Source organism: Pseudomonas sp. FP453 (assembly GCF_030687495.1).
In the GTDB taxonomy this organism is placed as follows: domain Bacteria; phylum Pseudomonadota; class Gammaproteobacteria; order Pseudomonadales; family Pseudomonadaceae; genus Aquipseudomonas.
The window spans coordinates 2,538,396-2,562,710 of record NZ_CP117435.1; the positions used below are offsets into that span (position 1 = coordinate 2,538,396).

The 24,315-nt window shown below is 66.9% G+C and carries 3 protein-coding genes; all 3 read left to right on the top strand.

The window, feature by feature from the left end; all coding sequences use genetic code 11:
- The first annotated feature begins 163 nt into the window (after window positions 1-163).
- The 3 genes from PSH87_RS11515 (at window position 164) to PSH87_RS11530 (ending at window position 24,305) form a co-directional block, all read left to right on the top strand.
- On the top strand, window positions 164-8,785 hold the full coding sequence (locus PSH87_RS11515; protein ID WP_370695306.1) for an amino acid adenylation domain-containing protein: 8,622 nt from the start codon (window positions 164-166) through the stop codon (window positions 8,783-8,785).
- Between the two features lie 110 nt (window positions 8,786-8,895).
- Window positions 8,896-12,975 (top strand): amino acid adenylation domain-containing protein, encoded by a 4,080-nt coding sequence (locus PSH87_RS11525; protein WP_305433695.1) that lies wholly within the window; start codon window positions 8,896-8,898, stop codon window positions 12,973-12,975.
- Window positions 12,972-24,305: a non-ribosomal peptide synthetase gene (locus PSH87_RS11530; RefSeq protein WP_305433696.1), complete on the top strand. Its 11,334-nt coding sequence runs from the start codon at window positions 12,972-12,974 to the stop codon at window positions 24,303-24,305. The genes PSH87_RS11525 and PSH87_RS11530 overlap by 4 nt, the downstream gene beginning before the upstream one ends.
- Window positions 24,306-24,315: the final 10 nt, after the last annotated feature.

The window sequence follows — 24,315 nt, forward strand, 5'->3', positions numbered from 1 at the left end:
TCCCATGTCACCTCCCAGCCGCCAAATCCCTTAGTTTTTCACCTCTACCGGAAGCCCTTTCAGGCATCCGGCTGCGTCCGCATTTTTTACCGATACCCCGAACCAAGCGGCAGCTGAAAACGGACTTTCTCCTCAACCGTGACTTACCAGGCAGGTTACCCCCATGCAGTTCAGCGAATTATTGGCAGTGATTTCCACCCATGCGATCCGGCTGCAACGGGAAGACGACGACCTGATCGTCCTGGGTGACGACGAGGCTTTGGAGGAGGGCGTCTGGGACCAACTGATCGCCCACAAGCCCCGGCTGCTGGCGCTGGTGGCCGAGCATGGCGGCGACTGGCTGAGCCCCGCGTATCGCATCACCCCGGACATGCTCGCGCTGGTCAGTCTCGACCAGGCCGCCCTCGACCGCATCGTCGCCGCCATCCCCGGTGGCGCGGCGAACGTGCAGGACATCTACCCGCTGGCGCCGCTGCAGGAGGGCATGCTCTATCACCACTTGTCGGCGCAGCAGGGCGACCCCTACGTGCTGCACGCGCAGTTTGTGTTCGACAGCCGCGCCCGCCTGCACGCCTTTGCCGAGGCGCTGCAATGGGTGATCGACCGCCACGATATCCTGCGCACCTCGATGGCCTGGGAGCGCCTCGACGAGCCGTTGCAAGTGGTGTGGCGCAAGGCGCCGCTGGTGTGCGAAGCGGCGCACGTGGACCCACGCAACGTGCGCCTGGACCTGGGCCAGGCACCGCTGTTGCGCCTGGTGTACCGCGACAACCCAGGCAGCGCGCGTGTGGACGCGATGCTGTTGTTCCACCACACCATCCTCGATCACACCGCCCTGGATGTGGTGCGCGAGGAAATCCAGCTGTACCTCGCGGGCCAGCACGCGCAAGCGGCCGAGCCCGTGCCGTTTCGCAACTACATCGCCCAGGTGCGCCACGGCGTCAGCGCGCAGGCCCATGAAGGGTTTTTCCGCGAGATGCTGGCCGATATTGACGCGCCGACGCTGCCCTTCGGGTTGCAGGATGTGCAGGGCGACGGCCAGGGCATCGACGAAGCGCGCATCCCGGTCGACAGCGCCCTGAGCCGACGCCTGCGCGCCCTGGCTCGGCCGCTGGGCGTCAGCGTGGCGAGCATGATGCACCTGGCCTTCGCCCGTGTCCTGGGGGTGGTGTGCGGGCGCGACGCCGTGGTCTTCGGCACCGTGATGCTCGGCCGCATGGGCGCCGGTGCGGGCGGTGAACGGGCCTTGGGCATGTTTATCAACACCTTGCCGCTGCGCGTGGATGTGGGCGGGCAGGGCGTGCGCGCCGGGGTGCAGGCGACCCATGCGCGCCTCACCACCTTGCTCCAGCACGAACACGCGTCCCTGGCGCTGGCCCAGCGTTGCAGCGGCGTGGTGGCCCCTGCGCCGTTGTTCAGCGCCATGCTCAATTACCGTCACAGCGCGGCCACGGACATGGCGGCCATCATCGAGGTCGCCGAAGGCATCCAGGTGCTGGGCGCCGAAGAACGCACCAACTACCCGCTGACGGTCAACGTCGACGACCTGGGGGAAGACTTCGCGCTGACGGTGATGGTGCACGCGTCCCTCGACGCCCGGCAGGTTGCCGGCTACTTGCACACGGCCCTCGACAGCCTTGCCGAGGCGCTTGAGCAACGCCCGGATACGCCCTTGGACAGCCTGGCGATCCTCACGCAAGACCAACGCCAGCACCTGCTGCACAGCTTCAACCACAGCCCTGAAACCTACGCCGACAGCCCGCTGATCCACCAACAGATCGAAGCCCACGCCGCCGCCCACCCCGACGCCATCGCCCTGCGTTTCGAGCAACAACGCCTCACGTACCGCCAACTCAACGAACGCGCCAACCAGGTCGCCCATCGCCTGCTGGCCCAAGGCGTGTGCGCTGATGATCGCGTGGCGATCTGTGTGGAGCGTGGTCCGGAAATGATCATCGGCCTGCTGGGCATCCTCAAGGCGGGCGCCGGTTATGTGCCGGTGGACCCGGCCTACCCACGCGAACGCATCGCCTACACCCTGCAAGACAGCGCGCCGCTGGCGGTGCTGGTGCAAGCCAACACCCGCCACCTGGTGGGCACGCTGGCGCAGATCGACCTCAACGGCCTGCGCGACGAATCCATCGTCAACCCGCGCCTGGACTTGAGCCCGGCCAACCTCGCCTATGTGATCTACACCTCCGGCTCCACCGGCCAGCCCAAGGGCGTGATGATCGAGCACCGCCAGGTCGCGCGGCTGTTCAGCGCCACGGGGCATTGGTTCGGGTTCAACCGCAATGATGTGTGGGCGCTGTTCCACTCCTTTGCCTTCGACTTCTCGGTGTGGGAAATCTGGGGCGCACTGATCCACGGCGGCCAGTTGCTGATCGTGCCGCAACTGGTCAGCCGCGCGCCGGATGAGTGCTATGCGCTGCTGTGCGACGCCGGCGTGAGCATCCTCAACCAGACACCCAGCGCGTTCCGCCAGTTGATCGCGGCGCAACAGCACAACCTGCAGGCCCATTCGCTGCGCCAGGTGATCTTCGGCGGTGAAGCCCTGGAACCGGGGATGCTCAAGCCCTGGTATGCCCGCGCGCTCAACGCCGGCACGCAATTGGTCAACATGTACGGCATCACCGAGACCACCGTGCACGTGACCTATCGCGCCCTGGAAGCGGCGGATGCGCAGCGGGTCGGCGTCAGCCCGATTGGCGTGGCCATCCCCGATTTGCAGCTGCACGTGCTGGACGCACGCCGCGAGCCGGTGCCGATTGGCGTGGTCGGCGAGCTGTACGTCGGAGGCGCCGGGGTGGCGCGCGGTTACCTCAACCGTGAGGCGCTGACCGCCGAACGCTTCCTCACCGACCCCGCCAGCGGCCAGCGCCTGTACAAGACTGGCGACCTTGGCCGCCGCTGTGCCGACGGCAGCGTCGACTACCTGGGGCGCAACGATGATCAGGTGAAGATCCGCGGTTTCCGCATCGAACTGGGTGAAATCGAAGCCCATCTGGCCAGCGCCGAGGGTGTGCGCGAGGCCATCGTGATTGCCCGTGAAGACGCGCCGGGCGACCAGCGCCTGGTGGCCTATGTGATTGCCGACGGCGCATTCAGTGCGGGCGCCTTGCGCGACCATCTGCTGCGCAGCCTTGCCGACTACATGCTGCCCAGCGCCTTTGTACAACTCGATGCCTTCCCGCTGACCGCCCACGGCAAGCTCGATCGCAAGGCCTTGCCCGCACCGGACGCCCAGGCGCTGGCCCGCCGCGACTACCAGGCGCCCGAGGGTGCGGCGCAAATCGCCATAGCCGCCATCTGGCAAGACCTGCTGAAAGTCGACCGCGTAGGGCGCGATGACAATTTCTTCGAGCTTGGCGGGCATTCGCTGCTGGCGGTCAAGCTGATCGAGCGCATGCGCCAGCTGGACCTGCGCGCCGACGTGCGTGTGCTGTTCGGCCAGCCCACGCTGGCGGCGCTGGCCGCTGCGGTGGGCGACGAGGTGCACGTCCCGGCCAACCTCATTACCCCGGCCAGCGCGAGCATCACCCCCGAGATGCTGCCCCTGGTTGACCTGGACCAGGCCGCCATCGACCACATCCTCAACCGCGTGCCCGGCGGGTTGGCCAATGTGCAAGACATCTACGGCCTCGCCCCGTTGCAGGCGGGGATCTTGTACCACCACCTGGCAACCACCGAGGGTGATCCCTATGGGTTGCAGGTGCAGTTCAGCTTTGCCGACCAAGCGGCGGTGGATGCGTTCAACTACGCCCTGCACAGCGTGATCGAACGCCACGACATCCTGCGCACGGCAATCCTCTGGGACGGCCTCGACGAACCGGTGCAAGTGGTCCTGCGCCAGGCGTCGCTGACAGTCGAACGTATCGACGAATCCCTGGCCCAGCTGCAACAACGCTTCGACCCCCGGCACTTTCGCCTCGACCTGTCCCGCGCCCCGCTGATGCATTTCGCCTACAGCGAGCAGCAGGGCCGTTTTGTCGGCATCCTGCTGTTGCACCACATCCTGCTCGACCACACCGCGTTGCAGGTGCTGGTGCAAGAGATAAGCGCCAGCCTGGACGGGCGCAGTGCGCACTTGCCCGTGGCGGTGCCGTACCGCAACTACGTGGCGCAGGCGCGGCTCGGGGTCAGCCAGGCGCAGCACGAAGCGTTTTTCAGCGCGATGCTCGGCGATATTGACGAACCCACCCTGGCCTTTGGTCTGCACGACGTGAATCTTGACGGCAGCGGCATCCTCGAAGCGCACCTGGCGCTGGAAGCCGAACTGAGCCTGGGCCTGCGCGAACAGGCGCGGCAACTGGGCGTCAGCCCGGCGAGCCTGGTGCACCTGGCCTGGGCGCAAGTCTTGGCGCAGGTGTCCGGCCAGCAGGAGGCGGTGTTCGGCACCGTGTTGCTGGGGCGCATGCAGGGCGGCGAGGGCGCGGACCGGGCGCTGGGCATGTTTATCAACACCTTGCCATTGCGCGTCAGCCTCGGCGCGGTGGGCGTGCAAGCCGGCGTGCGCGCCACCCATGCACGGCTCGCGCAATTGCTTGGCCATGAGCACGCGTCGTTGTCCCTGGCCCAGCGTTGCAGTGGCGTGCCGGGTTCGCTGCCGCTGTTCAGCACCTTGCTCAACTATCGCCACAGCGCGGTGGACGAAGCGCCGGGCGCCAACCCGTTCGCGGCGCGGGGCATCGAGATCCTCAGCTCCGAAGAGCGCAGCAACTATCCGCTGGTGATCAACGTCGATGACCTCGGCGCGGGTTTCGCGCTCACCGTGCAAGGCGTGGCCAGCCTCGATGTGCAACGTGTCGGCCAGTACCTGCTTACCGCGCTGCGCCACCTGGTGACGGCGCTGCAACAGGCGCCGACCACGCCCTTGCAGGCTGTATCGATCCTGCCGCCCGCCGAGCGTCGCCAACTGATGGTGGACTTCAACGCCACCGCCCGCGACTACCCGGCGCACCGCACCGTGCACCACCTGTTCGAAGCCCAGGCGCAGGCACACCCCGAAGCCGTGGCGGCGGTGCACGGTCCGTTGTCCCTGAGCTACCGCGACCTCAACCACCGCGCCAACCGCCTCGCGCACTACTTGATCGGCCAAGGCGTGCAGCCGGGGGAAAGCGTGGCGATTGCCCTGCCGCGCGGCCTGGACCTGCTGGTCTGCGAGCTGGCGATCCTCAAATGTGCGGCGGTCTATGTGCCGCTGGATATCAACGCGCCGGCCGAGCGCCAGGCCTTTATCGTGCAGGACAGCGGCGCCCGGCGGGTGCTCGACGACCTCGGCGTGCTGGCGCTGGACACACAGTCGCCACGCAATCCCGAGCTGGTCCAGTCCTCGGAGAGCGTCGCCTACATCCTCTACACCTCCGGCTCCACCGGCACGCCGAAGGGCGTGCAAGTGCCCCATCGCGCAATCTCGCGCTTGGTGCTCAACAACGGCTACGCCGATTTCAACGCGCGCGACCGCGTGGCCTTCGCCTCCAACCCGGCGTTCGATGCGAGCACCCTCGACGTGTGGGCGCCCTTGCTCAACGGCGGTTGCGTGGTGGTGGTCGAGCAGGCGGTGCTGTTGTCCCAGGCCGCCTTCGCCGCGTTGCTAGAGGAGCAAGCCGTCAGCGTGCTGTGGATGACCGCCGGGCTGTTCCATCAGTACGCCGATGCCTTGTTGCCGGTGTTCCGCCAGCTGCGTTACCTGATCGTCGGCGGCGATGTGCTCGACCCGCTGGTGATCAACCGCGTACTCGCCCACGGCAAGCCGCAACACCTGCTCAACGGCTACGGGCCGACCGAAGCGACCACATTCTCCACCACCTTTGAAATCACCACGGCGGGTACGGCGGCGATTCCCATCGGCCGACCGCTGGCAAACGCCCAGGCCTTTGTGCTGGACGCGCGCCAACAACCGCTGCCGCTGGGTGTGACCGGCGAGCTGTATATCGGCGGTGCGGGGGTGGCGTTGGGGTATCTGAACCAGCCGCAACTGACTGCCGAAAAATTCATCGCCAATCCCTTCGGCGACGGCGTGCTCTACCGCACCGGCGACCTCGCGTGCTGGCAGGCCGACGGCACCTTGCTGTACCAGGGGCGCAGTGACCTGCAAGTGAAGATTCGCGGTTTCCGCATCGAACCCGGGGAAATCGAAACCTGCCTCGCCGCCTTCCCCAACGTGAAAGACGTGGTGGTGCTGGCCCGCGAAGACGTGCCCGGCGACAAACGCCTGGTGGCCTACTACACCGCCCCGGCCGCGCTGGACATCCAAGCCCTGCGCGCCCACCTGCAAGGCCGCTTGCCGGACTATATGGTGCCGTCGGCCTATGTGTGGCTGGCCCTGTTGCCGCTCACCGCCAACGGCAAGCTCGACCGCAAGGGCCTGCCGGTGCCCGACGCGAGCGCGTTGCTCAGCCGTGGCTTCGAAGCGCCGGAAGGCGCAGTGGAAACCTCTCTCGCCCAGATCTGGCAGGACGTGCTCAAGCTGGAACGCGTCGGCCGGCACGATCATTTCTTCGAACTGGGCGGCCACTCGTTGCTGGCGGTCAGCCTGATTGAACGCATGCGCCAGGTCGGCCTCAGCTGCGACGTGCGCGTGCTGTTCAGCCAGCCAAGCCTGGCGGCATTGGCAGCGGCGGTGGGCAGCGGGCGCGAAGTGGTGGTGCCAGCCAATGGCATTGCCGCCGGCAGCACGCAGATCACGCCGTCGATGCTGACCCTGCTGCCACTGGATCAGCCGACCATTGACCGTATCGTCGCCAGCGTCCCCGGTGGCGCGGCGAATGTGCAGGATATCTACCCGCTGGCGCCGTTGCAGGAAGGCATCCTCTACCACCACCTCAGCGCCGAGCAGGGCGATCCGTACCTGCTGCAATCGCGCATGGCCTTCGACAGCCTGGAGCGCTTGCACGGTTTTATGGGCGCGCTGCAACAGGTGGTGGCGCGCCACGACATCCTGCGCACCGGCGTGGTCTGGGAAGGCCTGGACAGCCCGGTGCAAGTGGTGTGGCGCGACGCCCAGCTGAGCGTGCAGGCCGTGGCCCTGGACCCGGCCGACGGCGACGTCATCGCCCAACTGCACGCGCGCTTCGATGCCCGTCACTATCGCCTGGACCTCACCCAGGCACCGCTGCTGCGCATGGTCTACGCCGAGGACCCGGCCAATGGCCGCGTGGCGGCGATCCTGCTGTTCCATCACTTGGCGCTGGACCATACCGCCATGGAGGTGGTCGGCGAAGAGATGCAAGCGGTTCTGTGCAACCAAGCACATGCGTTGCCGGCTGCCGCACCGTTTCGCAACTACGTGGCCCAGGCGCGCCTGGGTGTTAGCGAGGCGGAACACGAGCAGTTCTTTCGCGAGATGCTTGCCGACATCGATGAACCGAGCCTGCCGTTTGGCGTGCAGGATGTGCAGGGCGACGGGCGTGATATCGAAGAGGCCGGGCAAGCCCTGGACGCGACGCTGGCCCAGCGGGTTCGTGAGCAGGCGCGGCGTTGCGGTGTGAGCGCGGCGAGCCTGATGCACCTGGCCTGGGCACAGGTGTTGGGGCTGGTGTGCGGGCGTGACGAGGTGGCGTTTGGCACCGTGTTGATGGGCCGCCTGCAAGCGGGCGACGGTGCGGACCGCGCGCTCGGGATGTTCATCAACACCTTGCCGCTGCGGGTGGACCTGGCGGCGAGCGCGGCGTCGGCCGTCAAGGCGACCCACACGCGGCTCAGCGCCTTGCTCGGCCATGAGCATGCAGCGCTGGCCCTGGCCCAGCGCTGCAGCGGCGTGGCAGCGGGGGCGCCGTTGTTCAGCAGCCTGCTCAATTACCGCCACAGCAGCCCCAAAGCCATGGCCCGCGACGGTCACGGTATCTGGGCTGGCGTGCAGTTGCTGGGCGGCGAAGAGCGCAGCAATTACCCGCTGACCTTGAGCGTGGACGACTTCGGCACAGGCTTTGGCCTGACGGTACTGGCGCTGCCGCAGATCGGCGCCCAGCGCCTGTGCGGCTACATGCACAACGCTGTGGAGCAGTTGGTCGCCAGCCTGGAAAGCGTAACGCCGACGGCGCTCACCCAGCTGCCAAGCCTGCCTGCGGCGGAGCGCGAAACGCTGCTGCGGGAATTCAATGCGACCGCCGCAGATTTCCCCACCGGCCACACCGTTCATGGCGCCTTCGAAGTCCAGGCCGAGCGCCAACCGGACGCAGTGGCCGTGGTGCAAGACGGCGTCTCCCTGAGCTATCAGCAGCTCAACCGGCGCGCCAACCAACTGGCCCATCACCTGCTGGCGCTGGGTGTGCAGCCCGACGACCGCGTCGCGATCTGCTGCCGTCGCGGCCCGCAGATGCTGGTGGGCTTGCTCGGCATCCTCAAGGCGGGCGCCGGCTACGTGCCCATCGACCCGGCGTATCCCGCCGAGCGCATTGCCTATCTGCTGCAAGACAGCGCCCCGGTGGCCGTGCTTGCGGAGGCCAGCACGCGCGCGCTGTTGGGCGGTTTTGTGCCTGTCGACCTGCATGAGCACGGCCTGGACCAGCCCACCAGCAATCCACAACTCAGCGCGCTGACCCCCGGCGCACCTGGCCTACGTGATCTACACCTCCGGCTCCACCGGCCAGCCCAAGGGCGTGATGGTCGAACACCACACCGTGGAAAACCTCGTGCACTGGCATTGCGACGCCTTTGGCCAGGATGCCCGCAGCCACACCAGCAGCGTCGCCGGCTTTGGCTTCGACGCGATGGCCTGGGAAGTCTGGCCGGCGCTGTGTGCCGGCGCGACCCTGCACTTGCCGCCCGCCGAGGTGGGCAATGAACAGATCGACGCGCTGCTCGCCTGGTGGCTGGCGCAGCCGCTGGACGTGAGCTTCCTGCCCACGCCGGTGGCCGAGTACGCCTTCAGTCAGCAACTGCTGCACCCCGACGTTGCGCATCCTGCTGATCGGCGGCGACCGCCTGCGTCAGTTCAATCAGGAACGGCGCTTTGCCGTGATCAACAACTACGGCCCCACCGAAGCCACGGTGGTGGCCACCTCCGGCCGCGTGCGTGCCGGGCAGGCGCTGCATATCGGCCGGCCCATGGCGAATGCCAGCGTCTACCTGCTGGACGCGCACTTGCGCCCGGTGCCGTTGGGCGTGGCTGGTGAATTGTATGTGGGCGGCAGCGGCGTGGCGCGGGGTTACTTGAACCGCGCGGACGTGACCGCCGAACGCTTTCTGCAAGACCCGTTCAACGGCGGCCGCATGTACCGCACGGGCGACCTGGCGCGCTGGTTGCCCGATGGCAATCTCGAGTACCTGGGCCGTAACGATGACCAGGTGAAACTGCGCGGCATACGCGTGGAGCTGGGGGAAATCGAAAGCCATCTCGCCGCACTCGACGGTGTTGGCGAAGCGGTGGTGCTGGTGCGCGAAGAGCGTTTGATCGCCTGGTTCACCGCCCGGCAAACGCTGGATATCGAGCACGTGCGCACGCAACTGCAAGTGCAACTCCCCGCGGCCTTGGTGCCGGTGGCCTATGTGCAGGTGCACGCGCTGCCCCTGACCGCCAACGGCAAGCTCGACCGCAAGGCCTTGCCTGAACCGGATCAAGGTGCGTTGCTCAGCCGTGAGTACGCTGCGCCCCAAGGTGGCGTCGAAACCACCCTGGCGGCGATCTGGGCCGAGGTGTTGCAGGTGGAACAGGTCGGCCGGCATGACCACTTCTTTGAATTGGGCGGCCATTCCCTGTTGGCCGTCAGCCTGATCGAACGCATGCGCCAGGCCGGCCTCAGTGCCGATGTGCGCGTGTTGTTCGGCCAACCGACCCTGGCCGCACTGGCCGCTGCCGTGGGCAGTGGCCGCGAGGTCGAGGTGCCGGCCAATCGCATTTCTGCCGATTGCCCGCGCATTACCCCGGACCTGCTGCCGCTGGTGACGCTGGACCAGGGCACGATTGATCACGTGGTCGCCCAGGTCCCCGGTGGCGCCGCCAACGTGCAGGACATCTACCCGCTGGCGCCGTTGCAGGAAGGCATTCTGTACCACCACATCACGGCCGGGCAGGGCGACCCGTACCTGCTGCAATCGCACCTGGCGTTTGCCAGCCTGGAACGCCTGCAGGCCTTTGCCCAGGCGCTGCAACAGGTGATCGACCGCCACGACATCCTGCGCACCGCCGTGGTCTGGGAAGGCCTGACGCAACCGCTGCAAGTGGTGTGGCGCACGGCTCGGTTGCAGGTGCAGGCCGGTGAGTTGCAGGACTTTGACCCGCGTCACTACCGCGTGCCGCTGGATCAGGCGCCGTTGATCCGACTCGTGTATGCCCAGGACCCGTATCAGCAACGGGTGGATGCACTGCTGCTGTTCCACCACATTGCCCTCGACCACACCGCCCTCGACCGCGTGCGCCACGAGATGCAAGCCAGCCTGCTCGGGCAGCCACAGCCCGCCGGGGACGCGACGCCGTACCGCAACTACGTGGCCCAGGCGCGCCTGGGGGTGAGCGAGCAGGCGCACGAACACTTCTTCCGCGAGATGCTCGCGGATATCGATGAACCGACCCTGCCATTCGGCCTGCAGGATGTGCGCGGCGACGGCACGGCCATCGAAGAGGCCCAGCAGCACCTGACGCCCGACCTCAACCGACGCCTGCGGGCCCAGGCGCGTGTGCTTGGGGTCAGCGCGGCGAGCCTGTTTCACCTGGCCTGGGCGCGGGTGCTCGCCAGTACGTCCGGCCAGGAAAATGTGGTGTTCGGCACCGTGCTGTTGGGCCGCATGCAAGGCGGCAAGGGCAGCGACCGCGCGCTGGGCATGTTCATCAACACCTTGCCGTTGCGGGTGGACATCGACTCAACCGGCGTGCGTGTTGCGGTCAAGCACACCCATGGGCGGCTGAGCGCGCTGCTCGGGCATGAACACGCCTCGCTGGCGCTGGCCCAGCGCTGCAGCGGTGTCGCCGCGCCGCAGCCGTTGTTCAGCGCGATGCTCAATTATCGTCACAGTGACAGCCGGCAGGCGCCGGTGTCCGAGGCGTGGCAGGGCATCGAGACCTTGGCCAGCGAAGAGCGCACCAACTACCCGTTGACGCTCAACGTGGATGATCAGGGCGACGGTTTCCGCCTGACCGCCCTGGCGGCGACGCCAATCGGCGCGCAACGCATTTGCGGCTATGTGCAAGTGACCTTGCAGGGCCTGGTGGAAGCGCTGGAGCAGGCGCCGCAGTTGCCGGTCAATCGCCTGCCGGTGCTGGAAGCCCTGGAGCGTCAGCAAGTGCTCGGCGCCTTCAACGCCACCGAGGTGGCGTATGACCTCGATCAGACCCTGCACGGGATGTTTGAAGCGCAGGTGGCCCGCACGCCAGAGGCCATTGCGGTCAAGGCGGGCGACGTCGTATTGACCTACGCCGAGCTGAACGCGCGAGCCAACCAGCTGGCGCACCACCTGTTGGCGCTGGGCGTACAGCCGGATTCCCGCGTGGCGATCTGCGTGGAGCGCGGCCTGGACATGGTGGTCGGTCTGTACGCGATCCTCAAGGCCGGCGCCGCCTATGTGCCGCTGGACCCGGCGTATCCGCCAGAACGCCTGGCCTACATGCTCGAAGACAGCGCCCCGCTAGTTGTGTTGGCGCAGGGCTCGACGCGTGGGTTGCTGGGCGCAGTCCCGGTAATCGATCTGGAGCAGCCGACGTGGTCGCACCAACCCCTCGACAACCCGCAGGTCAACGCCGTGGGCGCCTATGTGATCTATACCTCCGGCTCCACCGGCCAACCCAAGGGCGTGATCAACGACCACGCCGGGGGTGGTCAACCGCTTGCTGTGGATGCAGGACGCCTACGGCCTCAAGCCCCACGACCGGGTCTTGCAGAAAACCCCGTTCAGCTTCGACGTGTCGGTGTGTGGGAGTTCTTCTGGCCGCTGTTCACCGGCGCGCGGCTGGTAATGGCGCGCCCCGGTGGGCACAAAGACCCGCTGTACCTGTGCGAAGTGATCGCGGCCGAGCAGATCACCACGCTGCACTTTGTGCCGTCGATGCTCGACGTGTTCCTCGCCCACGGCGATGTGCGCCAGGCCGCCGGGCTGGTGCGCGTGATGTGCAGCGGCGAAGCCTTGCCCGGCAGCCTGGTGCGGCGCTTCAAGCAGCAACTGCCGGGGATCGGCCTGTACAACCTGTACGGGCCGACCGAAGCGGCGGTGGACGTGACCGCTTGGAACTGCGCGCGCCCCGAGGTGGCGGACAACACGCCGATTGGCAAACCCATCGCCAACACGCGCATGTACGTGCTGGATGGGCAATTGCAACCGGTGCCGCTCGGGGTGGTCGGCGAGTTGTTTATCGGCGGCGTGCAAGTGGCACGGGGTTATCTGAACCGGCCTGAGCTGACGGCCGAGCGCTTCCTCAAGGACCCGTTCAGCAGCGGCCGCATGTACCGCACCGGCGACCTCGGGCGCTTCCTGCCCGACGGCAATCTGGAATACCTGGGCCGCAACGATGACCAGGTGAAAATCCGTGGCCTGCGCATCGAACTGGGGGAAATCCAGGCGCGCCTGCTGGAGCATCCCCAGGTCAACGAAGCCGCTGTGGTCGCCCGTGACGAGCGCCTCGTCGCCTATTACACCGGCACGCGGGTCGGCGACCTGCGCGAGCATCTGCTGCGCCACCTGCCGGATTTCATGGTGCCCGCGCTGTTTGTGCACCTCGACGCCTTGCCCTTGAGCCCCAACGGCAAGCTCGACCGCAAGGCCCTGCCGGCACCGGATGTAGAGGCGCTAAGTGCACACGCGTACGAAGCGCCCGAGGGCGACACCGAGATCCTGCTGGCGCAGCTGTGGGCCGAACTGCTCAAGGTGGAGCGGGTCGGGCGCCAGGACAATTTCTTTGAACTGGGCGGGCACTCGCTGCTCGCCGTGAGCTTGATCGGGCGCTTGCGCCAGGTGGGCATGGAAGCCGATGTGCGTGCGTTGTTCGAACAGCCGACCCTGGCCGGCTACGCCGCAATAACCGAACGAATGGAGATCGTCCTGTGAGCATCCTCGAACTGCTGGCGACACTGAAAACCAAGGATGTACAACTGGCGCTCAAGGGCGAGCAATTGGCGGTGCAAGGCAACAAGCAGGCGTTGAGCGATCCCTTGATCCTCGCCGCCTTGCGTGAACACAAACCGGCGCTGATCGAGTTGCTCAAGGCCGGTGAATACGCGGCCGCCAACGCGGTGCCGGCCAATGCCATCCCCGCCGATGCCGAGCACATCACGCCGGCCATGCTGACCTTGTCCAGCCTGAGCCAGGACGAGATCGAGCGCATCGTCGCCAGCGTCGACGGCGGCGTGGCGAATATCCAGGACATCTACCCCTTGGCGCCGTTGCAGGAAGGCATCCTGTTCCACCATGTGCGCACCGCGCAGGGTGACCCCTATGTGATGCAGTCGCAGTTCGCCTTTGACAGTGCCGAGCGTTTCGACGCGTTTGCCCTGGCCCTGCAAGGGGTGATCGAGCGGCATGACATCCTGCGCACCGGCGTGGTGTGGGAAGGCGTGCAGCAGCCGTCGCAAGTGGTGTGGCGCAAGGCAAGCCTGCCGGTGCAGGCGGTGGAACTGGACCCGGCCGACGGCGATATCGCCGCACAACTGCACGCCCGTTTCGACGCGCGCCATTACCGCCTGGACGTGACCCAGGCGCCGCTGCTACGCCTGGCCTGGGCGGCGGACCCGGCGCAGCAGCGCATCGTCGCGATGCTGCTGTTCCATCACATGGCCCTCGACCACAGCGCCCTGGAGGTGGTGCGCCACGAAATGCAGGCGTTCCTGCAAGGCCAGGGCGCGCAGTTGGGGGCGGCGGTGCCGTTTCGCGACTACGTGGCCCAGGCGCGGCTGGGGGTGAGCGAGCAGGAGCATGAGGCGTTCTTCCGGCAGATGCTTGGGGATGTGGCCGAGCCGACCTTGCCCTTTGGCTTGCAGGATGTGCAGGGCGATGGCCGCGGGATCAACGAACTCGACTGGCCGCTGGCGGATGCACTCAACCAGCGCCTGCGCGCCCAGGCGCGGCGGCTGGGGGTGAGCGTCGCCAGCCTGTTCCATCTGAGCTGGGCGCGGGTGTTGAGCGCGCTGGCGGGCAAGTCCCAGGTGGTGTTCGGCACGGTGCTGATGGGCCGTATGCAGGGCGGGCACACCACGGAGCGCGCCTTGGGGATTTTCATCAATACCTTGCCGTTTCGCCTGGACGTGGGCGGTGAGGACGTGCGCAGCGCCGTCAAGGCTACCCATGCACGCCTCACCGGGCTGTTGCGCCATGAACATGCGCCGTTGGCCTTGGCCCAGCGTTGCAGTGGCGTGCTGGCGCCGACGCCGTTGTTCAGCACCTTGCTCAACTATCGCCACAGCGCCACTGGCAGCAGCGAAGCTCAAGCGGCGTGGCAGGGTATCGAGACGTTGCGCTCGGATGAACGTACCAATTATCCGCTGACCCTGAGTGTGGATGACCTGGGCGACGGTTTTATCCTGCGGCTGCTGGCGACCACCCAGGTCGATCCGCAGCGCGTTTGTGCCTACCTGCAAACCGCCCTGGAAAACCTGGTGACGGCGTTGGAGCAGGCGCCGCAGACCGCGCTGGACCAGGTCGCGGTGGTGCCCGCTGCCGAACAGCACTTGCTGCTGGAACAGTTCAACGCGACCCAAGCCGATTTCCCCCAGGGCAGCACACTGCACGCGCGCATCGAAGCCCAGGCCGCCCTCACGCCAGACGCCATCGCCGTCGTGCAGCAAGGCCGGCAACTGACCTACAGCGAGCTGAATCAACAAGCCAACCTGCTGGCCCATCACCTGCTGGCCCTCGGGGTGAAGCCTGACGAGCGCGTGGCCGTTGTTGCGCGCCGTGGCCTCGACACCCTGGCCGGCTTGCTCGCGGTGCTCAAGGCCGGCGCCTGCTATGTGCCGGTGGACCCGTCGCACCCGGCCGAGCGCCTGCACTATCTGCTCAGCGACAGCGCGCCGGTGGCGGTGCTCACCCAACAGGCGTTGCTGGAGCGCCTGCCGACCCTTGATGTGCCGGTGATCCACCTTGACCGCTACACCTGGCAGCACCATTCGGCGTGCAATCCCCAGGTGGCGGTGACGCCGGCGAACCTCGCGTATGTGATCTACACCTCCGGTTCCACCGGCCAGCCCAAAGGCGTGATGGTGGAACACCACACGGTGGCCAACCTGGTGGACTGGCATTGCCACGCCTTCGACCTGCGTGCCGGGCGCCACACGGCCAGCGTCGCCGGTTTCGGCTTTGACGCGATGGCTTGGGAAGTGTGGCCGGCCCTGTGCGTGGGCGCGACCCTGCACCTGCCACCGGCCCAGGACGGCAATGAGGACATCGACGCACTGCTGGCCTGGTGGTGCGCGCAGCCGCTGGATGTGAGCTTCCTGCCGACGCCGGTGGCCGAGTACGCCTTCAGCCAGCGCATCGAGCACCCGACGTTGCGCACCTTGCTGATCGGCGGTGATCGCCTGCGCCAGTTTGGCCGTGGGCAGCGCTTCGAGGTGATCAACAACTACGGGCCCACCGAGGCCACGGTGGTGGCCACGTCCGGCAAGGTCGAGACGGGGCAGCCGTTGCATATCGGCAAACCCATCGCCAATGCCACGGTGTACCTGCTGGATGAACAACTGCGCCCGGTGCCGTTGGGCGTGGCGGGGGAGTTGTACGTGGGCGGCAAGGGCGTGGCGCGCGGCTATCTGCACCGCCCGCAGTTGACGGCCGAACGCTTCCTGCACGACCCGTTCAACGCCGGGCGCATGTACCGCACCGGCGACCTGGCGCGCTGGTTGCCCGATGGCAACCTGGAGTACCTGGGGCGCAATGACGATCAGGTGAAGATTCGCGGGGTGCGCATCGAGCTGGGGGAAATCGAAAGCCAGCTCAACCAATTGCCAAGTGTCCAGGAGGCGGTGGTGCTGGTGCGCGAAGAACGCTTGGTGGCGTACTTCACCGAGAACCCGCAGCTGGACCCGCTGACCGTCGCTGAACTGCGCGCCCACCTGGTGGCGCACCTGCCGGACGCCATGGTGCCGGTGGCCTACGTGAAACTGCCGGCGCTGCCCCTGACCGCCAACGGCAAGCTCGACCGCAAGGCCCTGCCGGCGCCGGACATGGCCGCCGTATTCAGCCGCGAGTACGCCGCGCCCGAGGGCGAGATCGAAACGGTATTGGCGCAGATCTGGGCCGATGTGTTGCAGGTTGAGCGGGTCGGGCGCCGCGATCACTTTTTTGAACTGGGCGGGCATTCGCTGCTGGCGATGCGCATGGTCTCGCAGGTGCGCCAGCGCCTCGGTGTGGAGCTGTTGCTCGGCGACCTGTTCGCCAACGCCGAACTGGCTGCCGTCGCCGATGTGCTGGCCAGCGCCGGGCGTAGCACCTTGCCGGACATCCTCCCGGCCAATCGCGACGACGCCGTGCCGCTGTCGTTCGCCCAGCAGCGCCTGTGGTTCCTCGCGCTTCTGGAAGGCGCCAACACGGCCTACAACATTCCCATCGGCCTGCGGTTGCGTGGGCAGTTGCATGTGGAGGCGCTGCAACGGGCGCTGGCGCGGATCGTCGCGCGGCATGAAACCCTGCGCAGCCGCTTCGCCCAGCACGGCGACGAGGCGCGGGTGCTGATCCTGCCGCCAGAAGACGTGCTGCCCCTGCAAGTACAAGACCTGCGGCTCCACCCGCAACCGCAGCAGGCGCTGGAGGCGTTGATCCACGGCGAGGCGTCCGCGCCGTTCGACCTGGAGCGCGGCCCGCTGCTGCGCGGGCGCTTGATCGTGATGGCCGACGATCACCATGTGCTGTTGCTGACCCTGCACCATATCGTCTCCGATGGCGGCTCCATGGGCGTGCTCACCCGTGAGCTGATGGCGCTGTACAAGGCCTTCAGCCTGGGCCAGGCCGACCCGTTGCCGCCGCTGGCGATCCAGTACGGCGACTTTGCGGTGTGGCAACGCCTGTGGCTCAGCGGTGAAGTGCTGCATCGGCAAAGCGCTTACTGGCAGCAGGCGCTGGCCGCTGCGCCGGTGTTGCTTACGCTGCCCACCGACCGCCCGCGTCCGGCGCGGCAGGACTACGCCGGCAGCAGTGTCGAGGTGCGTCTGGATGAGCGCCTGACGGCTGCGCTCAAGGCTCTGGGTCAGCGCCACGGCACCACGCTCTACATGATCCTGATGACGGCCTGGGCCTCGCTGCTGACGCGGCTGTCCGGGCAGCCGGAGCTGGTGATTGGCTCCCCGGTGGCCAATCGCAACCGGGTCGAGGTGGAAGGGCTGATCGGCCTGTTCGTCAACACCCTGGCGGTGCGCATCGACACCTCGGGCGATGTGAGCACTGAGGCGCTGTTGGCGCGGGTCAAGGCCCAGGCGCTGGCCGCCCAGGCCCATCAGGACCTGCCGTTCGAGCAAGTGGTGGAAATCACCCGGCCCACCCGCAGCCTGGCCCACAGCCCGCTGTTCCAGACCCTGCTCACCTGGCAGGACAGCAGCGCGCCGGCCCTGGCCTTGGGCGAGCTGGCGCTGGAGGGCATCGTCGAACACAGCCACTTTGCCAAGTTCGATTTGTCCCTGGACCTGGGCGAAGTGCAGGGCGCCATTCTCGGCGCGCTGGAATATGCGCAGGCCTTGTTCGATGAAGCGACGGTGCGCCGTTATGCCGGTTACCTCACCCGCGTGTTGCAGGCCATGGTCGATAACGATCAGGCGGTGTTGGCCCATGCACCGTTGGTGGATGAGCGGGAGCGTGAGCAGCTGTTGGTTGAGTTCAACGCCACGGAGGTGGATTACGACCTCGACCAGACCCTGCACGGCATGTTCGAAGCGCAAGTGGCCCGCACGCCGGATGCCATTGCGCTCAAGGCGGGCGACCATGTGTTGACCTATGCCGAGCTGAACGCACGGGCCAACCAGTTGGCGCATCACCTGCTGGAGCAAGGCGTGCAGGTGGATTCGCGGGTGGCGATCTGCGTGGAGCGTGGCCTGGACATGGTGGTCGGCCTCTATGCGATCCTCAAGGCCGGCGCTGCCTATGTGCCGCTGGACCCGGCGTATCCGCCAGAACGCCTGGTCTACATGCTGCAAGACAGCGCGCCCGTAGTGGTATTGGCCCAGGGCTCGACGCGTGCATTATTGCTGGGTTCTGTGCCGGTGATCGACCTGGAGCAGCCGACCTGGTTGCAGCAACCCCTCGACAACCCGCAGGTCAACGCCGTGGGCGCCTATGTGATCTACACGTCCGGCTCCACCGGCCAGCCCAAGGGTGTGATCAACGACCACGCCGGGGTGGTCAACCGCCTGCTGTGGATGCAGGACGCCTACGGCCTGACTGCCGCTGACACGCTGTTGCAGAAAACCCCGTTCAGCTTCGACGTGTCGGTGTGGGAGTTCTTCTGGCCGCTGTTCACCGGCGCGCGGCTGGTGATGGCGCGCCCGGGTGGGCACAAAGAGCCGCTGTACCTGTGTGAAGTGATCGCGGCCGAGCAGATCACCACGCTGCACTTCGTGCCGTCGATGCTCGACGTCTTTCTTGCCCACGGCGACATGCCCCAGGCCGCTGGCCTGGTGCGTGTGATGTGCAGCGGCGAAGCCTTGCCCGGCAGCCTGGTGCGCCGCTTCAAGCAGCAGTTGCCGGGTAGCGAGCTGCATAACCTGTACGGCCCGACCGAAGCAGCGGTGGATGTGACCGCCTGGAATTGCGCAGGCGCCGTTACGCCGGACAACACGCCCATCGGCAAACCCATCGCCAACACACGCATGTATGTGCTCGATGAGCAATTGCAACCGGTGCCGTTGGGGGTGGTCGGCGAGCTGTTCATCGGCGGTGTGCAAGTGGCGCGGGGTTACCTGAACCGGCCTGAGCTGACGGCCGAACGTTTCCTCAAGGACCCATTCACCGGCGCGCGTATGTACCGCACGGGTGACCTTGGCCGCTATTTGCCCGACGGCACTATTGAATACCTCGGGCGCAACGACGATCAGGTCAAGATCCGTGGCCTGCGCATCGAACTGGGGGAAATCCATGCGCGTCTCATCGACTATCTGGGCGTCGATGAAGCCGCGGTGATCGCCCGCGACGAGCGCCTGGTGGCGTATTACACCGGCGTGCGCAGCGAGATCGACGCCTTGCGCGCCCATCTGTTGCAGCACCTGCCGGAGTTCATGGTGCCGGCGCTGTTCGTGCACCTCGACGCGCTGCCCCTGAGCCCCAACGGCAAGCTCGACCGCAAGGCCTTGCCTGCACCGGGCGCGGATTCAGTGATCACACGCGACTACGAGGCGCCCCAGGGCGATACGGAAATCGCCCTGGCCAGCCTGTGGGCCGAGCTGCTCAATGTGGAGCGCGTAGGGCGTCACGATGACTTCTTCGAACTGGGCGGGCATTCGCTGCTGGCGGTGAGCCTGGTGGGGCGCATGCGCCGCCTCGGGCTCTCGGCGGATGTGAAAGTGTTGTTTGGCCAGCCGACATTGGCGGCCTTGGCTGCTGCGTTGGGCGGCGGGCGCGAAGTCGCGGTGCCGGCCAATCGCATAACGCCTGATTGCACGCGGATCACCCCGGACATGCTGGCGTTGATCACCCTCGATCAAGCGGCCATCGACCGCGTTGTCGCCTGCATTCCTGGTGGTGCGGCGAATGTGCAGGACATCTACCCGCTGGCGCCGTTGCAGGCCGGCATGCTCTACCACCATCGTGCCGCGCAGGGCAGCGACGACTATGTGCTGCGCGCGCAGTTCGCCTTCGACAGCCGCGCGCGTCTGGACGCGTTTGCCCAGGCCTTGCAGGCGGTGATCCAGCGCCATGACGCGTTGCGTTCGTCGTTCCATTGGGAGGGCCTGGAAGAACCGCTGCAAGTGGTGTGGCGTGAGGCCGCGCTGTGCGTTGAAACGGGACCGTTGCCGGCACGCCTGGATTTGGCCCAGGCGCCGCTGATGCGCCTGGTGTATGCCGAGGAACCCCAGCGCGTGGTTGCCACCTTGCTGTTCCACCACCTGGTGATGGACCACATCGCCCTGGACATCCTGCAACACGAGATGCAGGCGTTCCTGCTGGGCACCGCGCACACCCTCGGCGCGGCCGTGCCGTATCGCAACTATGTGGCCCAGACCCGCCTGGGTGTGGATGATCACGCGGCGTTCTTTAGCGAGATGCTCGGCGCTATCGATGAGCCGACCGACGTCGAAGCGCTTGGCGCCGATGAACATGTCCAGCGGCAGATTGATTCTGCATTGAGCCAGCGCCTGCGGGTGCAGGCGCGCCAAGCGGGCGTCAGCGCCGCGAGCCTGATGCACCTGGCCTGGGCCCATGTGCTGGGCAAGGTGGCGGGCCGCGAGCAGGTGGTGTTCGGCACGGTGATGCTCGGTCGTTTGCACGGTGGTGACGGCGCCGAGCGCGCCATCGGGGTGTTTATCAATACCTTGCCGTTGCGGGTCGATCTGGGTGAGTACAGCGTACTGGACGCGTTGCGCGCAACCCACGGGCGCCTGACCCAGTTGCTCAGCCACGAACATGCGCCGCTGGCGCTGGCCCAGCGTTGCAGCGGCGTGCCGGTGGGCACGCCGTTGTTTGGCACGCTGTTCAACTATCGCCACAGCGCCGCGCCAGTGGGCAGCGAGGGCTGGCAGGGCATTCAACTGCTCAAGGCCGAGGAACACAGCAATTACGGCTTGTCCCTGAGTGTCGATGACCTGGCCGATGGCTTCACCTTGACGGCCGTGGGGCAGGGCGCGCGGCGCGTCTGCGACTACCTGCACACCGCCGTGGAGCAACTGGTGCAGGCGTTGGAGCACGACAGCGCGGTTGCCATCGGCCACTTGCCGATCCTGTCGATTGCCGAGCGCCGCCAGTTGGCCGGATTCAACGCCACCACGCGCCTGTTTCCACGGGAACACACGGTGCAGCGCCTGTTCGAAGCCCAGGCCCAGGCGCGGCCCGACGCGCTGGCCGTGGTGGAGGGCGCGCAGCGGCTGAGTTACGGCGAGCTGAACCGCCGCGCCAATCGTCTGGCCCATCACCTGCTGGGGCTGGGGGTGCGGGCCGGCGATAACGTTGCGCTGCTGTTGCCACGCTCCGTGGACCTGCTGGTCAGCCAACTCGCCGTGCTCAAATGCGCGGCTGCCTATGTGCCGCTGGACATCCATGCGCCCGCCGAGCGCCAGGGGTTCATGCTGCAAGACAGTGCCGCCGCCTGCGTGTTGACGCGCAGCGATGCCGTTGTCGATGGCGCGGTCCGACGGTTGGACCTGGACACCCTGGCCCTCGACCCGCAACCGAGCCACAACCCCGGCCTGTCGCAGTCGTCGGACAGCGTGGCGTACATCATGTACACCTCCGGCTCCACCGGTACGCCCAAAGGCGTGTTGGTGCCCCATCGCGGCATTACGCGGCTGGTGCTCAACAATGGCTACGCCGACTTCAATGCCAGCGACCGCGTGGCGTTCGCCTCCAACCCGGCGTTCGACGCCAGCACCATGGACGTGTGGGGGCCGTTGCTCAACGGTGGGCAGATCCAGGTGATCGATCACGCCAGCGTGCTTGACCCGGTGGCGTTTGGCGCGGCCCTGGCCGAGGTGACGGTGCTGTTCGTGACCACGGCGTTGTTCAACCACTATGTGCAACTGATCCCCGAGGCGCTGGCGGGCCTGCGCATCCTCCTGTGCGGCGGCGAGCGGGCCGACCCGGCGGCGTTTCGCCGTTTGTTGGCGCGGGCACCGGCATTGCGCCTGGTGCATTGCTACGGGCCGACGGAAAGCACCACCTACGCCACCACCCATGAGGTACGCGCGCTGGCCGATGGCGCCGACAGCGTGCCCATCGGCCGGCCGATTTCCAATACTCAGGTGCATGTGCTGGATGCGCACTTGCTGCCCGTGCCATTGGGCGTGGCGGGTGAGATCTGCATCGGTGGCGATGGCGTCGCCCTGGGCTATTTGAATCGCCCGGTGTTGACCGCCGAAAAGTTCGTCGCCGACCCGTTCAATGGCGGCGCGCTGCTGTACCGCACCGGCGACCTTGGCCGCTGGACGGCGGACGGCCTGCTGGAGTGCATCGGGCGCAATGACGACCAGGTGAAGATTCGCGGTTTCCGTATCGAACTGGGCGAGATTGAAGCGCGCCTGGGCACCTTGGCGGGTATCCAGGACGTGGTGGTGCTGGCCCGTGAGGACGTGCCGGGGGACAAGCGTCTGGTGGCGTATTTCACCTGGGCGGCGCAGCCCCTGGAGATCGACCAGCTGCGTGCCCATCTGCTTGAGCAATTGCCGGACTACATGCTGCCGTCGGCCTATGTGGCGTTGGCGCGGTTGCCGTTGACCGGCAATGGCAAGGTGGACCGCAAGGCCTTGCCGGTGCCGCCGTTGCAGGCGCTGATCAGCCGTGAGTTCGAAGCGCCGGTCGATACCTTGGAGCAAGCCTTGGCGCACCATTGGGCTGAGGTGTTGAAGCTGGAACAGGTGGGGCGCCATGACAGCTTTTTCGAGCTGGGCGGGCATTCGTTGCTGGCGATCCGGTTGGTGAACGTGCTGGAGGAAGCGGGGTTGCCGGTGTCCCTGGCCGAACTGTTCCAGCATGCCAATGTGGAGGCGGTCGCGGCGCTGTTGCGTCAGCGTACTGACGAACCGTTGCGTGATAGCCCGGTGATCACCGTGCGTAGTGGAGGCACCCAGGCGCCGTTGTTCCTGGTCCACGAATTCAGCGGCATGGACGTGTATTTTCCGGCGCTGGGCCAGCATCTGCCCGGCGACTATCCGATCTATGGCCTGCCGGGTGTGGCCCTCGGCGAGCCGCACCTGAACAGCATGGAAGGCCTGGCTGCGCGGCTGGTCGGCCTGATTCGTGACATTCAGCCCCACGGGCCGTATCGACTGGCCGGCTGGTCGTTTGGCGGCGTGCTGGCCTATGAAGTGGCGATGCAACTGCTGGGCGCGGATGAGCCGGTGGCGTTTCTCGGTTTGCTCGACAGCTACGTACCGCGCTTGACCGATCAAGGCAAGGCGCGCTGGAGCGGGGCGGATGCGCTCAAGCGCCAGTTGCTGTTGCAGTGCACGGCGTACTGGAAAACCCTGGGCCGGGCGGATGCGCTGGCGAGCCTTGGGCAGTTGGACGCAGACATCGCCCAGCTGGAATTTGCCGAGTTGCTGCAACGCTGTCGCGCGGGCGGTTTGCTGCACGCGCAAATGGCGGCGGCAACGGATGCCGACCTCGCGAATTACCTTGAACGGGAAGTCGGGCATGGGCATGCGCTGGCGCATTACAGCCTGTTCCCGTTGCCGATACCGGTGCATCTGTTCAGCGCGCAAGAACGGCCCACCGAGTTGGCACGGCGTAGCGTTTCCCTGGGCTGGGAAGACGCGCTGGCGCCGGGGCAGTTGCGCCAGGTGCAAGTGCCGGGTGATCACCAGAGCATGATGCAGGCGCCGCATATCCAGACGCTGGGCCATGCAATCACCGAGGCATTGGCGACCTGCACGCCGGTGGCGCCGACGGCACATTTGCCCTTGCTGCGCATTCAGAGCGGGCGTGCCGGGCACGCGCCGCTGTTCTGCGTGCCGGGGGCGGGGGACAGCGTCACCGGTTTTGTCGGCTTGAGCGAAGCTCTGGGGCGCGACTGGCCGCTGTTTGGCTTGCAGCCCCGTGGCCTGGATGGCGAGGCGGTGCCCCACAGCCAGGTGGAAGCGGCGGCGCGGGCGAATCTGGCGGCGTTGGCGCAGGAATGCCCGCACGGCCCGGTGCATCTGGTCGGGCATTCGTTTGGCGGCTGGGTCGCGCTGGAGATGGCGTTGCAGTTGCAGGCGCAAGGACGCGAGGTGGCGTCGCTCACGGTGATCGACAGCGAAGCGCCGGGTGGCGCGGGCCGCGCGTATACGACCACGACGGCGTTGCTGCGCCTGATCGAGTCGATGCAGTTGGCGGCGGGCAAGTCCCTGGGGATCGACCCGCTGGACTTCGCCGGGCGCGATGAGCTGGCGCAGCGTCAGTGCTTGCATGCCGGCATGGTCGCGGTTGGCTTGTTGCCGGCGCGGGCTGGTGTGACGGCGATGGACGGGCCGGCCCGCACCTATGCGGCGGCGTTGCGCACGGTGTACCGACCGGGGCGGCGCTTTGACGGCGTGGTGCGCCTGGTGTTGGCGCAAGACCCGGCATTGGACGCGGCCGGCAATCAGCGGGAACAGGGTTTGATGATCGAGGGCTGGCGCCGCCAGGGCCGGGAGCTGGAGGTGTGGTATGGCGGCGGCAATCACTTCACGTTGCTCAAGGCGCCGAATGTGCAGGGGCTTGCCCAGTGGTGGCAGGCGGGACGTGTGGGAGCGGGCTTGCCCGCGATGGCGGTGGATCAGTCGTCCATGTATTGACTGAACGCCT